This is a genomic window from Arthrobacter sp. TJ-265 (assembly GCF_058269135.1).
This window is the reverse complement of sequence record NZ_JBZCND010000002.1, coordinates 212,493-225,745: the sequence shown is the minus strand read 5'-3', so window position 1 is coordinate 225,745 and position 13,253 is coordinate 212,493. Positions and strand designations below refer to the sequence as shown.

Here is a 13,253-nt window from a genome sequence, read left to right as displayed (position 1 = left end):
GACGCCGCCGGAGCGGCATCGCCGGGGGTGATCCCCGGGTCGTTGTCGTGATGGTTGTCGTGGGTGTTCTCACCGTGGTTGCCGGTCATGCGAACGCCAGCTCCTTCTTGTTGCCCAGGACGCCTTGCGGCCTGAAGATCATGAGCAGCATCAGGGCCACACCCACGAGGATGTAGCGCAGCTGACCCGCCTGAGAGTTGGTGAGGAACGTGATGGCGCCGACCTCGATGAGGCCGTACAGGATTCCCTGCGTCAACGAGAGCACCACCCAGAAGATCATCGCCCCGACGACCGGTCCGAGGACAGTGGCCATGCCGCCGAGGAGGAGGCACGTGTAGAGGAAGAACGTCAGCTCGGTCGCGTAGTTCGCGGGCTGGACGGCGCCGCGCGGCAGCGTGAAGATGATGCCCGCGATCGACCCGAGGACACCGCCGATGATCAGGGCCTGCATCTTGTAGGCGTACACGTTCTTGCCGAGCGAGCGCACGGCGTTCTCGTCCTCGCGGATGCCCTTCAGCACGCGGCCCCAGGGGCTGCGCATGAGGAGCCAGACGAGGAGGCACGCGATGGTGACGACGCTCCAGGCGACGACGCGGATCCACAGGTCGCGCTCGTTCATCCCGAGGGGGCCGATGTTGTAGGTCCCCTGGGGGAAGGGATTGAGGCCGAAGAACCCGCCCTCGAAGGCCGCCAGCCCGTTGGCCGAACCGGTGACATCCGTGAGCCCGTTGGTGGTCACGATGTAGCGGACGATCTCCGCTGCCGCGATGGTCACGATCGCCAGGTAGTCCGCCCGCAGGCGGAGGGTCGGTATACCGAGGATGATCGCGAAGATCACGGAGGCGACGACGGCCACCAGCACCGCCACCGGGAGCGGTGCGTCGAAGCTGAGGGTCGCGATGGCGTACCCGTAGGCCCCGACGGCCATGAAACCGGCCTGTCCGAAGTTCAGGAGGCCCGAATAGCCGAAGTGCACCGCGAGACCGAGGGCCGCGAGGGCGTACGCCGCCGTGGTGGGGCTGATCATCTCGCCGAAGGCGTTGATGAGGATGTTTCCGAAGTCCATGAAGAGCCCCTAACCTATGCGCTCGCGGCGGCCGAGGATGCCCTGTGGCCGGAAGAGGAGCACGAGAATCAGAATGAGCAGTGCGCCGACGTACTTGAGGTCCGCCTCGAGCCAGATCGTGGAGATCTCCACGAACAGGCCGACGATGATGGAACCGACGAGGGCGCCGAAGACCGTGCCCAGGCCACCGAGCGTGACGCCCGCGAAGATGAGCAGCAGGATCTGCTGGCCCATGTTGTAGGAGACCCCGGGGCGGTAGTAGGCCCACAGGATGCCGCCGAGGGCCGCGAGCATGCCGCCGATGACCCAGACGATCCTGATGACGCGGTCCACGTCGATGCCCGACGCCGCGGCGAGGGCGGGGTTGTCGGCGACGGCGCGGGTGGCCTTGCCGATGCGCGTGCGCAGGAGCAGGAAGGCGACCAGCAGGATGATCACGAGGCTCACGATCAGCGAGGTCAGGTTGTTGCGGGAGATGGACACCGACCCGAGATCGATGATCTCGCTCTGCGATCCGGGAAGCTGCTGGGTGGCCCCGCCGAAGAAGAACTGGATGGTGTAGCGCAGCGCGAGCGCGAGGCCGATGCTCACGATCATCATGGGGACGAGGCCGGTCCCGCGACGCCGGAGGGGCTTCCAGAGACCGGCGTCCTGCACGTAGCCGAGGAGGCCGCCGCCGATGACCGCCAGGACGATCGCGACGGTGATCGGCAGCCCGGCGGCCGAGAAGGCGAACGCGAGGACCGCGCCGATGGTCACCATCTCGCCGTGGGCGAAGTTCGTGAGGCCCGTGGTGCCGAAGATCAGGGAGAGCCCGACGGCGCTCAGTGCCAGGAGGAGGCCGAAGCTGAACCCGGCGAGGGCCCGTTCGGCGAGGGTGTCCAGGAAGGACGCCTGCTGCGAGACGATTCCCTCACCGAACAGGAAGAGGGTGGTGGCACTCGAGGTGTTGGCGAAGGTCACCTGGCGGGGGTTCTCCTGGCCCTCCGCGAGGGCCACCCCCTCGGGGAGCGTCTCCTCGTCGATCTCCACCTCGTAGGTGCCCTGCTCGGGAACCCCGATGCTCCAGGCGCCGTTGGGGCCGGATGTGGCTTCACCCTCGAAACCGTTGCCCTTGGCGGTGACCGTCACATCGGCGATGGGTCCGTCGGCGCCGCGGAGGACGCCGCCGATCCGGTTGTCGAACTCGGAGGCCTGGATGGTGGCGGCGGTCTGCGCCTGATGCACCGCCGGGATCGACGACGGCTGGGACGCCTGCGCGGCAGGGGCGCCGAGCAGCACGAGCGTCAGGAGGCCGAGCACCAGGAGCAGCGACCTCCTGATCCGTGCAGGCGTGGACATGGTGATCAAGATGGGAACCTCCACGGTGGGGGCAAGCCCGGCGGCGAACCGCTGGGATCAGTAGTTGTGACGAGTGTCACGGGCGTGGGGATCACTTTACTAGCGGCGTGTTTCCCCTCTTCGCAAAAGCATCCGGCCAAGGTAGCAATTCGATAACGAATGTTTTACCAAGGCTCCTTGGTATTGAAATTCCGTCCGGCCGGGAGCACGGTCGCCGCCGGGAACAAACCCCGGGCAGGACCGTTGCACTTGATAGGGTTCGTTAGACACTCGGCCCCCTATTGGAGGACTACAGAAATGGCACTTGGCGGTAATCCGGTATTCAACGGGAAGACCTTCCGTTCCGCTACCCGGGGCGGCAACCAGGCGGCGGGAGTCGGCACCACGATGTACGCGGGCCAGACCATGGCCAACCAGCAGCAGCTGGAGCACATGTACAACCAGCCGTCCGCCGGACCCGCCCAGACGGGGCGCATGACCTTCGACGACGTGATCGTGAAGACGCTGCTCTGCATCGGCGTCGTCCTGGTGGGCGCTGCGATCCCCGCCTTCGTGCTGCCCGGGCTCGCCCTGCCCCTCATGGTCATCGGCGCGCTCGGCGGCTTCGTGCTCGGCCTCGTCAACGCGTTCAAGCGTGAGCCGTCGCCGGCGCTGATCCTCGCCTACGCGGGTCTGGAGGGACTGTTCGTCGGTGGACTCACCATGCTTTTCGAGTCCATGTGGCCGGGCATCGCGGTCCAGGCCGTGGTCGGCACCTTCATCGTGTTCGGCGTCACTCTGGCGCTGTTCAAGAGCGGCAAGGTGCGCGCGACGCCGAAGGCGATGAAGTTCTTCATGATCGCGATCATCAGCTACGCGGTGTTCTCGCTGGTCAACCTCGGCATGATGGTCTTCGGTGTGACGGACGGCATGTTCGGAATGCGGAGCGAGATGATCCCGGGCACGAACATCCCGTTCGGCGTGGTCATCGGCCTCTTCGCGATCGGCCTCGCGGCCTTCTCCCTGATCATCGACTTCACCTCGATCAGCGAGGGCGTCCGCAACGGCGCCCCCCAGAAGTACTCGTGGACCGCGGCCTTCGGCCTGACCGTCACGCTGATCTGGCTGTACGTCGAGATCCTGCGCCTGCTCGCGATCCTTCGCGGCAGCGACTAGCACCCACCGATCGGTGACGACCAAGGGTCGTCACAGCGAAGGACCCGCACCCTCCAGGGTGCGGGTCCTTCGCCGTTCAGGGCCGTTCGCAGGGGGCCCGTGGTCTCAGGCGACGCGCGCTGCGCCCGCCCCGGGCAGGACGCCGAAGACGACCGGGGCGCGGAAGCCCGCCGCGGAGAACGCCGCCTCGACGGCGGAGCGGATGGCGGGGACGTCGCCGACGCGCGCGAGGGCGATCGCGGCGCCGCCGAACCCGCCGCCGGTCATCCGGGCGCCGAGCGCTCCGGCGTCCAGGGCGGCGTCCACCGCAGTGTCGAGTTCGGGGCAGGAGATCTCGAAGTCGTCGCGCATCGAGGCGTGGCTGGCCACGAGGAGGGACCCGAGGTCGGCGGGGCCCTTCCGGGAGAGGACGTCCACGGCGTCCTCGACGCGCGCGTTCTCGGTGACGACGTGGCGCACCCGCCGGAACGTCTCCTCGTCCAGGACGCCCGCCGCCTCGGCGAGGTCCGTCACCGAGAGATCGCGCAGCGCGGGGACCCCCATGAGCTCGGCGCCGAGTTCACAGGACCGGCGGCGGGCCGCGTAGCCCCCGGTGGAATGCGAATGGCTGACGCGGGTGTCGATGACCATGAGTTCGAGCCCCGCACCCTCGAGGTCGAGGGGGACCAGCCGGGATTCCCCGGACCGGCAGTCGAGGAAGACGGCATGCCCCGCCTCGCCGAACAGCGACGCGGACTGGTCCATGATGCCGGTCGGCGCTCCGACCATGCGGTTCTCGGCGAACTGCCCGATCGTGGCGAGCTCCCGGCGGGACACGCCGGCCTCCGAGAGATCGTTCGCCGCGACGGCGACGGCGCACTCGAGCGCGGCGGAGGAGGAGAGTCCGGCACCGACCGGGACCGACGAGTCCACCAGGATGTCCATGCCGGGACAGCGGTAGCCGGACTGCTCCATGGCCCACAGCACGCCGAGGGGATACGCCGCCCAGCCCTCCACGCTGCCCTCCTCGAGGGAGTCGAGGTCCGCGGTCACCGGGGTGTCGTCCGTGGAGAAGGTCGAGGCGACCCGCACGATGCGGTCCGGGCGCACCGCCACGGCGACCGTCGTCGAGTGCTTGATGGCGAAGGGGAGGACGAAGCCGTCGTTGTAGTCGGTGTGCTCGCCGATGACGTTGACGCGGCCGGGGGCGGACCACAGGCCGTCCGGTTCGCTGCCGAAGCGGTCGGTGAAGGCGGCCGCGAGATCGTGGGGGGTGGTGTTCATGCCTGGTCCTTCCGGGCTGTGGCGGGAGAGGCGCTGCGGAGGGCGTCCGCCACCTTCTCCGGGGTGGTGTCGTTGATGAAGGCGCCCATGGCCGCTTCGGAACCCGCCAGGAACTTCAGCTTGTCGGCGGCGCGGCGGGGAGAGGTGAGCTGGAGGTGGAGGTAGCTCGCCGGCCGCAGCGCGGCGTCGACGGGCGCCTGCTGCCAGGCCGCGATGTACGGCGTGGGCGTGGGGTAGAGGGCGTCGAGCCGGCCGAGGAGTTCGAGGTAGACCGTCGTGAGTTCGTCGCGCTCCTCGCCCGTGAGGCCCGCGATGTCCGCGACCTGCCGGTGGGGGACCAGATGGACCTCGAGGGGCCAGCGGGCAGCGAACGGTACGAAGGCGCTGAAGTGCTCGCCCTCGATGACCATGCGCTCGCCGGACTGCCGTTCGGCGGCGAGCGCGTGCCCCATGAGCGTCTGCCGTCCGTCGGATGCCTCGAAGAACTCCGCGGCCTTCCCGGCGAGGGTCGCGGCGCGGGGCGGGATGAACGGGTAGGCGTAGATCTGGCCGTGCGGGTGCAGCAGCGTCACGCCGATGTCCGCTCCACGGTTCTCGAAGCAGAAGACCTGCCTGATGCCCGGCATCGCGGACAGCGCCTCGGTGCGCTGGGCCCATGCGTCGATCACGGTCCGCGCGCGCTCCGGCTGCAGGGACCCGAAGGATCCCTCGTGCGCGGAATCGAACGCGACGACCTCGCACCGGCCGTACGCCGTCGTCGTCGTACCCCAGGCGGGGGCGGCCGGCAGGTCGCCGAGGTCGGGGCCGAAGGAGGAGAAGCGGTTCTCGAACACCACGACCTCGTAGTCGGAGGCCGGGATCTCCGAGAGGTTCGACGGCGTCGTCGGGCACAGCGGGCACTGGTCCGCCGGAGGGAGGTGGGTGCGCGACTGCCGGTGGGCCGCCACCGCGATCCACTCGCCGGTCAGGGCGTCGTACCGGGCGGTCCCGGCCGGTCCGCGCGCGGGCAGTTCGCGGGCGTCACGTGTCGCGGCAGCGTTGCGATGCCGTGTGGCGCTGGACTCGTGCGCGTCGAAGTAGATCAGCTCGCGCCCGTCGGACAGGCGGGTGGGGGTGATGAGGGTCATGGGCGCTCTTCCGGGTGGGGGTCGGTGATGGGGTCGCAGAGGATGCGCGTGCGTGCGGCGTAGTCGGCGCCGGGGTGCCGGTCGGTGACGAGGATGGCCGCGGCGTCGAGCGCCGCGACACGGGCGAGGCTCACGACGCCGATCTTGGTCGCGTCCGCGAGCACCACGAGCCTCCCGCAGGTGCGGGCGAAGGCCTGGTTGGTGTCCGCCTCGGCGAGGTTGGGCGTGGTGATGCCCGCAGTGGCGTCCACGCCGTGGGCGCCCATGAAGCACAGGTCCGCCCGGAGGGTGGAGATGGTGCCGGTCGCGAGCGGGCCGACGAGGGCCTTCGACGGGGTGAGCTCCCCGCCCGAGAGCAGCACCCGGGGGGTGCTCTCGGGGGTCGCAGCGGCGCTCAGCCGGAACAGTTCGTCCGCGAGGGGGAGCGAGTTGGTGATCACCGTCAGTCCCCGGACCCGGCAGAGGAGGGGGGCGAGGGCGAAGGTGGTGGTGCCGCCCGTCACGGAGACGGTCATGCCGGGGGCCAGGAGCGACACCGCCGCGGCCGCGATCTGCCGCTTCGCTGCACCGGCCCGCGTCCGGTTGACGTCGAAGCCCGCCTCGACCGAGCTGAGGCTGCCCGGGCGCACCGCTCCTCCATGGACGCGGACCAGCGCCCCGCGGGCCTCGAGGGTGTCGATGTCCCGCCGGACCGTCATCTCCGAGACGCCGAGCGCGATCGCCAGCCCGCTCACCCGGACGGCCGGCTGCCCGGAGAGGCGCTCGAGGATCGCCGCCTGGCGTTCTGCTGCGAGCATGGCCCTCCTGCCGTGGAACGGATGAGAAACGAACGAGTCCGCACTGAAACGAACAAAATCCATCATAGGGCCCCACGCCACCCCGGCGCAGGGAAAGTTCGCGTACGGGTAGCATCGCTGCATGGCGACTCCACGGCCGGCAAGCGGCATCAACCACACCCTGCGGGCGGGCGCGTCGACGGTGGTCGTCGCCAGCCTCGCGGCGGCCCTGCGCTCCTACGAGTGCGGCGGCGTCGCACTCACCGAGACCTGGGGCGACGGCGACATCCCCGCCGGGGGCGGGGGGATCCTCCTCGCGCCATGGGCGAACCGCATCGCCGGCGGCCGGTGGTCGCTGCACGGCACGGAGCAGCGCCTCGACATCACGGAGCCGTCCAAGGGCAACGCCACCCACGGGCTCCTCCGCAACACCGGCTACCGGGCGGTCGACGTCGGTCCCGCCCACGCCATCCTCGAGGCCGAGATCTTCCCCCAGCACGGCTACCCCTTCCACCTGCTCCACCGCGCCACCTACGAGCTCACCGAGGAGCAGCTCACGGTCACCCAGGAGCTGACGAACCTCTCACCGGACGCCGCGCCCTTCGGCCTGGGCGCCCATCCGTACCTCAAGATCTCCGACGTGCCCACCGAGGACCTGACACTGACGCTGCTGGCGGACGGGATGTTCGAGACCGACGACCGGTCGATCCCGACCGGCACCGTGGGTGTCACCGGGCAGCACGACCTGCGGAACGGCCAAAGGATCGGCGACCTGCAGTTCGACACGGCCTTCACGGGCCTGCACACCGTCGGGGGGCGCTACGAGCACGTCCTCGCCGCTCCGGACGGACGCAGCGTCACCCTCTGGGCCGACGCGTCCTTCGCCTATGCCCATGTGTACGTGAGCACCATCTACCCCGGCGTGGACAGGGCCGTGGCCATCGAGCCCATGACCGCCCCCGCCGATGCGTTCAATTCGGGGGAGGGCCTGCGGTGGCTCGACGCGGGGGCGTCGTTCTCGGCCCGTTGGGGGATCCTGCCGGCTCTCGGGTAGCGGGCGCGCGCGGGTTCTATGGAAGGATTGGGCCATGCATCGTCTCCGCGGAGCGAACCCCCAGCGCGCCTTGCAGCGCGCCGTGAGCCGCGGTGCTGTGACCCTCCCCGGACCGTCGCAGGACCGGGCCGCACTCGTGTCCCGTCCCGTCCGGACCGACGGGCGGTCGGACGTCCCCTACGCCCTGCGCATCGCCGCCTCCTGGGCCTGGCGGCTGGGACTCGTCATCGTCGTCGGGGGCGTGCTGATCTACCTCCTCAGCTGGATCTCGGTGCTCGTCATCCCCCTCATGATCGCGGGCCTGCTCGCCGCGCTGCTCATGCCGCTGAAGATCGCGCTGCATCGCCGGCGCGTCCCGAACGGCCTCGCCGTCGCGATGACGCTCGTCGGGTTCCTCGGTGTCATCGTGGCCGCCCTCCTGCTCGTCGGCCAGCAGCTCACGGTCGGGATGGCGAGCCTGTGGGGGGAAGCCGCCGCGGGGGTGCAGCAGCTGCTGGACTGGCTGTCCCAGGGCCCCCTCCAGCTCACCGCCACGCAGATCGACCAGTACCTGCAGGACCTCGGCGGCGCGATCCAGGACAACAGCGCCTCCATCCTCAGCGGCGCCCTCTCCTTCGGGTCCACCGCGGGGCACATCGCCGCGGGGATCTTCCTCACCGTGTTCTCGCTGATCTTCTTCATGCTCGACGGCCCCGGGATCTGGCGGTTCGTCGTCGGACTCGCGCCGGTCCGCGCACGGGCAGCTGTCGACGGCGCCGGCCGCACGGGGTGGCTGTCCATGGCGCGCTACGTTCGCGTCCAGATCCTCGTCGCGGGCGTGGACGCGATCGGCATCGGCGTGGGGGCCGCCATCATCGGGGTGCCCCTGGCGTTGCCGCTCGGCGTCCTCGTGTTCCTCGGGTCCTTCATCCCCGTCGTGGGCGCACTGGCCACCGGCTCCGTCGCCGTCCTGCTCGCGCTCGTCGCCAACGGGTGGGTGAACGCACTGATCATGCTCGCGATCGTGCTCTTCGTCCAGCAGGTCGAGGGACACGTGCTCCAGCCGCTCGTCATGGGACCGGCCGTCTCCCTCCACCCGCTCGCGGTGGTCCTCGCCGTCGCCGGCGGAACGATCGTCGCCGGGATCCCGGGCGCCCTGTTCTCCGTCCCCATCCTGGCGGTCCTCAACTCATCCGTCCGCTACATCTCGCGCAGGGCCTGGGAGGACGACGAGGTCGTGCTCCGGCAGGGCTGGCCCCAGGGGGGAGGGGCCGGCATTAGCGGGCCGGTCCCGGCGGAGCACCAGTCTTCGTCGTCACCGGCCAGCACCCCGGACCCGACCGCCGCGCCAGCCCCCCAGGAAGAGACCTCCCCGTGACCGAGCAGACCGCAACCACCGATTTCGCGACCGACCCCGCCGTCGACCTCGCCGTGACCCTCGCCGACGTCGAAGCGGCACACCGGACCCTCGAGGGGGTCATCGCCCGCACCCCGATCGAGCAGTCGCGGGCCCTCGGCCGGATCACCGGGTCCACCGTGTCCTTGAAGTGCGAGAACCTGCAGCGCGCCGGTTCCTTCAAGGTGCGCGGCGCCTACAACCGGATGGCGAAGCTGACCGACGCCGAACGCGTCCGCGGCGTCGTCGCGGCGTCCGCCGGCAACCACGCGCAGGGCGTGGCGGTGGCGGCCGCGCGGCTGGGCATCTCGGCCCGCATCTACATGCCCCTCGGCGTTGCACTCCCGAAGCTCGCCGCGACGCGCGGACACGGTGCCGAGGTGGTGCTGCACGGCCACAACGTCGACGAGGCGCTCGCCGAGGCCCGGAAGTACGCCGACGAGACCGGTGCGGTGTTCGTGCATCCCTTCGACGACGTGGACGTCGTGGCCGGCCAGGGGACCCTCGGGCTCGAGATCCTCGAGCAGGTGCCGGACGTCGACACGATCCTCATCGGCGTGGGTGGCGGCGGACTCCTCGCCGGGGTGGCGGTCGCCGTCAAGGCACGCGCGAAGGAGCTCGGGCGGGAGATCCGCATCATCGGCGTGCAGGCGGAGAACGCGGCCGCCTATCCGCCGTCCCTCGCCGCGGACGCCCTCGTGCCCCTCACCAAGGTCTCGACCATGGCGGACGGCATCGCCGTCGGCCGGCCGGGCCAGCTGCCGTTCTCCATCATCAGGGAGCTCGTGGACGACGTCGTGACGGTGAGCGAGGATTCCCTCGCCCGGGCGCTCATCTTCCTGCTGGAACGCGCCAAGATGGTCGTCGAGCCGGCCGGCGCCGTCGGTGTGGCGGCCCTCCTCGACGGCAAGCTGACGGAGGACGGCGCCGACCCGGGCAACACGGTGGTGGTGCTCTCCGGCGGCAACATCGACCCGATGCTCATGCTGAAGGTCATCCAGCGCGGTCTCGCGGCCGCGGGACGCTACCTCGTGGTGCGCATGCTCCTCGACGACCGCCCCGGCTCGCTCGCGACCATCTCCCGGATCATCGCGGAGTCGGACGCGAACGTGACCGGGGTCGACCACACGCGCGTGGGCGGATCGATCAGCATGGGTGACGTGGCGATCACGATCAACATGGAGACCAAGGGCGACGAGCACTGCGAGCAGGTTCTCAGCAACCTGCGCGCGGAGGGTTTCCAGCCCGTGGTCGTCCAGGGGTGAGGGCCGGGGACGTGCAACCCCTCGCCCGGAGGGCGCAGGCCGGACTGGTCACCGTCGTCGGCCTCGTGGCGGCGATGTGGGCGGTGTTCCTGGTGAACGCCCTGCTCGGGGACACGCTCGTGAGGACCCTCGGGATCGCACCCCGCAGCGTGGACGGCCTCGACGGCGTGGTCTTCGCGCCGCTCCTGCACAGCGGTGTCCAGCACCTGGCGAGCAACACGCTGCCCCTGCTGGTCCTCGGGTTCGTGGCCTTCCTGGAGGGCGCGCGGCGTTTCGCCGCGGCGATCGGCATCAGCTGGCTCGCCTCCGGCATCGGCACCTGGCTCTTCGGCGGCGGGCTCACCATCGGCGCCTCGGGCGTGGTGTTCGGCCTCTTCACCTACCTGATCACGCGCGGCTTCTACAACCGGGACTGGAAGCAGATCCTGCTCGCCGTCGTCCTGTTCCTCGCGTACGGCTCCATCCTGTGGGGCGTCCTGCCCACGATCGGCTCGAACATCTCCTGGCAGGCGCACCTCTTCGGGGCCCTCGGCGGGGTCCTCGCCGCGTTCCTGCTCAAACGGAAGCGGCCCGCCCCCAGGAGGGCGGACCGCTTCGGCATCGGCTCGTAGCCGGCGGGTGAAGCCGGACCGTCAGCCCACGTACGGGGTGGCCGAGATGATCTCGACGGTGATCTGCTTGCCGTTGGGCGCCGTGTAGGTGACGGTGTCGCCGGCCTTGGTCCCCTGGATGGCGGCGCCCAGGGGGGACTTCTCGCTGTAGACGTCGATGTCCGTGTCACCGGCCACCTCGCGGCTGCCCAGGAGGAAGTTCTCGACGTCGCCCGCGATCTTCGCGGACACCATCATGCCCGGCTCGACGACGCCGTCGTCCGCCGGGGACTCGCCGACGTGTGCGTTCTCCAGCAGGTGCGTGAGCTGCCGGATGCGGGCCTCGGCCTTGCCCTGCTCCTCCTTGGCGGCGTGATAGCCGCCGTTCTCCTTGAGGTCGCCCTCGGAGCGGGCCTGCTCGATGCGGGCGACGATCTCGGTGCGACCGGGACCGGACAGGTGGTCCAGTTCGGTCTTGAGCCGGTTGTAGGACTCCTGCGTGAGCCAGGCGGCGATGGGAACGCTGTTCGTGGACACGGGATAACTCCTTCAGTACGGCCGCCACCAGGACGGCGGGGCTCATGGTCACTCGACGGGCCGGCAGTGCAGCCGAGGTCACCGGCAAGCAAACACCCCGCCTCGTGGGACCGGGTGGCCGGTACGCCGGTGAAGCGGGGCGAAACGTATCCCCCCATTCTAGAGGGGGGAGGGCCAGAACCCAAGCAGTCCGGCCGCCGAGGTCAGTCCTCCACGATCCAGCAGGCGTTGACACCGCCGGAGACGCCGGGCGAATCGAGCCGGACATCGGTCCGGTGCGCCGTGGTCCCGCCGTCGTTGGCGCCCTCCTCGGCGCTGTTCGGGCCGATGGTCACGGTCTTCCAGCCGACCACCGCATAGTTCTCGCTGAGCACCTGCACGGCGCACTGCGCGGTCGCCGAGCGATCCTTCGTCACCTCGAAATCGACGCTCGCCAGTTCGTCCGAGGCGAGGGAGAAACCGACGTCCTTCGAGGACACCGGCGGGCTGCCCGTGGTGAGGGCGACGGCGGCGATCGCTGCCACGGCTGCGAGGACCACGGCGATGACCAGCATCCGCAGACGGCCCATCGGCCTCTTCGGCTTGGGGGTGCCGTAGCGATTGGCTACTCTTGGTGTTGGCGTTCCGGCGGAGCTCACGCTCCCATTTTACCGTCCGTCGACGGCGGCCCCCTCCGGGCGCCTCCTCCGTTCTTCCCCCGACAAGCCAGGAGCGCGTGTTGCCACCCCAGGATCAGCCCGGCGAGTCCCGCGAGGGTCTCCGCCTCCTCGCAGTCCACGCCCACCCGGACGACGAGTCGAGCAAGGGTGCGGCCACGATGGCCGGCTACGTGGCGGCCGGGGCAGAGGTGATGGTCGCGACCTGCACCGGTGGCGAGCGCGGCGACATCCTCAATGCGGCGATGAACGACGACGCGCACGGCAAGCGCGACCTCCCGGGCCTCCGCAGGCTGGAGATGGCCCGCGCCGCCGCCGAGCTCGGCGTCCGGCACCGGTGGCTCGGCTTCGAGGACTCGGGACTGCCCGAGGGCGATCCGCTGCCCGACCTGCCGGCCGGGTGCTTCGCCCTGCAGCCGCTCGAGCGGGCGGCCGCACCCCTCGTGAAGCTCGTCCGCGAGTTCCGCCCCCACGTGATCGTCAGCTACGACGAGAACGGGGGCTACCCGCACCCCGACCACATCATGGCCCACCGCGTGGCCGTGGAGGCCTTCGAGGCCGCGGCCGATCCGGGGCGCTACCCCGGGACGGGCGCGGCGTGGAGTGCGTCCAAGCTCTACTACGACCGCGCGTTCAATCCCGAACGGTTCCGTGCCCTGCACTTCGCCCTCGAGGAGGCCGGCCTGCAGTCCCCCTACGCCGAGCGCATCGCCCAGTGGCTCGAGTCCGACGCCGAGGGGCACCAGCCGCCCGCGCCCACCCACGCGACCACCACGCAGATCCACTGCGCCGACTTCTTCGGGCACCGCGAGCGGGCGCTCCTCGCGCACCGCACCCAGGTGGACCCCGAGGGCTTCTTCTTCGCCGTCTCGATCGAGATGCAGCAGAAGGTGTGGCCGTGGGAGGACTACTCGCTCATCGCCTCGAGGGTGGAGTCGCAGCTGCCCGAGCACGACTTCTTCGCGGGCATCACCGCCGACGCGTAGGACCCTCCCGGTCCACGGGCCAGTTCTATCCCGCGTAGAATTGCCTGCGGCGGTCATCGTGA

At 70.2% G+C, this 13,253-nt stretch carries 13 protein-coding genes; 6 read left to right on the top strand and 7 right to left on the bottom strand.

Annotated features, from left to right (window positions below; all coding sequences use genetic code 11):
- Positions 1–85 precede the first annotated feature (85 nt).
- Positions 86–1,066 carry a branched-chain amino acid ABC transporter permease gene (locus AC4D2E_RS09595; protein WP_490910789.1) on the bottom strand — a complete coding sequence of 327 codons (981 nt, stop codon included), beginning with the start codon at positions 1,064–1,066 and terminating at the stop codon, positions 86–88.
- 9 nt (positions 1,067–1,075) lie between these two features.
- Entirely contained in the window at positions 1,076–2,407 is a 1,332-nt protein-coding gene (locus AC4D2E_RS09590; RefSeq protein ID WP_490910788.1) for a branched-chain amino acid ABC transporter permease, read from the bottom strand.
- 297 nt (positions 2,408–2,704) lie between these two features.
- Between AC4D2E_RS09590 and AC4D2E_RS09585 the strand changes: the two genes are divergently transcribed.
- Complete coding sequence (locus tag AC4D2E_RS09585; RefSeq protein ID WP_490910787.1) at positions 2,705–3,562, top strand: Bax inhibitor-1/YccA family protein; 858 nt, start codon at positions 2,705–2,707, stop codon at positions 3,560–3,562.
- Between the two features lie 105 nt (positions 3,563–3,667).
- On the opposite strand, the gene galK is transcribed toward AC4D2E_RS09585, so the two are convergent.
- The 3 genes from galK to AC4D2E_RS09570 are packed head-to-tail and all read right to left on the bottom strand — an operon-like array spanning position 3,668 to position 6,749.
- Entirely contained in the window at positions 3,668–4,825 is a 1,158-nt protein-coding gene (gene galK, locus AC4D2E_RS09580) for a galactokinase (RefSeq protein WP_490952452.1), read from the bottom strand.
- Positions 4,822–5,952: a galactose-1-phosphate uridylyltransferase gene (galT, locus tag AC4D2E_RS09575; protein WP_490952451.1), complete on the bottom strand. Its 1,131-nt coding sequence runs from the start codon at positions 5,950–5,952 to the stop codon at positions 4,822–4,824. Before galT ends, galK begins: the two co-directional genes overlap by 4 nt.
- Positions 5,949–6,749, bottom strand: coding sequence for a DeoR/GlpR family DNA-binding transcription regulator (locus tag AC4D2E_RS09570; protein ID WP_490910785.1), 801 nt, complete (start codon positions 6,747–6,749; stop codon positions 5,949–5,951). The genes galT and AC4D2E_RS09570 overlap by 4 nt, the downstream gene beginning before the upstream one ends.
- A 121-nt stretch (positions 6,750–6,870) precedes the next feature.
- On the opposite strand from AC4D2E_RS09570, the gene AC4D2E_RS09565 reads away from it, so the two are divergent.
- The 4 genes from AC4D2E_RS09565 to AC4D2E_RS09550 are packed head-to-tail and all read left to right on the top strand — an operon-like array spanning position 6,871 to position 11,033.
- Positions 6,871–7,782 (top strand): aldose 1-epimerase family protein, encoded by a 912-nt coding sequence (locus AC4D2E_RS09565; RefSeq protein ID WP_490952450.1) that lies wholly within the window; start codon positions 6,871–6,873, stop codon positions 7,780–7,782.
- Between the two features lie 34 nt (positions 7,783–7,816).
- Positions 7,817–9,139 (top strand): AI-2E family transporter, encoded by a 1,323-nt coding sequence (locus AC4D2E_RS09560; protein WP_490952449.1) that lies wholly within the window; start codon positions 7,817–7,819, stop codon positions 9,137–9,139.
- Positions 9,136–10,422 (top strand): threonine ammonia-lyase, encoded by a 1,287-nt coding sequence (ilvA, locus tag AC4D2E_RS09555; RefSeq protein ID WP_104168441.1) that lies wholly within the window; start codon positions 9,136–9,138, stop codon positions 10,420–10,422. The genes AC4D2E_RS09560 and ilvA overlap by 4 nt, the downstream gene beginning before the upstream one ends.
- A gap of 11 nt (positions 10,423–10,433) precedes the next feature.
- Entirely contained in the window at positions 10,434–11,033 is a 600-nt protein-coding gene (locus AC4D2E_RS09550) for a rhomboid family intramembrane serine protease (protein ID WP_490952448.1), read from the top strand.
- 21 nt (positions 11,034–11,054) lie between these two features.
- On the opposite strand, the gene greA is transcribed toward AC4D2E_RS09550, so the two are convergent.
- A complete protein-coding gene (gene greA, locus AC4D2E_RS09545; RefSeq protein WP_104168440.1) occupies positions 11,055–11,549 on the bottom strand; it encodes a transcription elongation factor GreA in 495 nt (164 codons plus the stop codon).
- Positions 11,550–11,752: 203 nt separating this feature from the next.
- The gene (locus tag AC4D2E_RS09540; protein ID WP_490910782.1) at positions 11,753–12,187 is read right to left on the bottom strand and encodes a DUF4307 domain-containing protein; all 435 of its coding nucleotides are present in this window, start codon (positions 12,185–12,187) and stop codon (positions 11,753–11,755) included.
- A gap of 80 nt (positions 12,188–12,267) precedes the next feature.
- On the opposite strand from AC4D2E_RS09540, the gene mca reads away from it, so the two are divergent.
- The gene (gene mca / locus AC4D2E_RS09535; RefSeq protein ID WP_104168439.1) at positions 12,268–13,191 is read left to right on the top strand and encodes a mycothiol conjugate amidase Mca; all 924 of its coding nucleotides are present in this window, start codon (positions 12,268–12,270) and stop codon (positions 13,189–13,191) included.
- Positions 13,192–13,253: the final 62 nt, after the last annotated feature.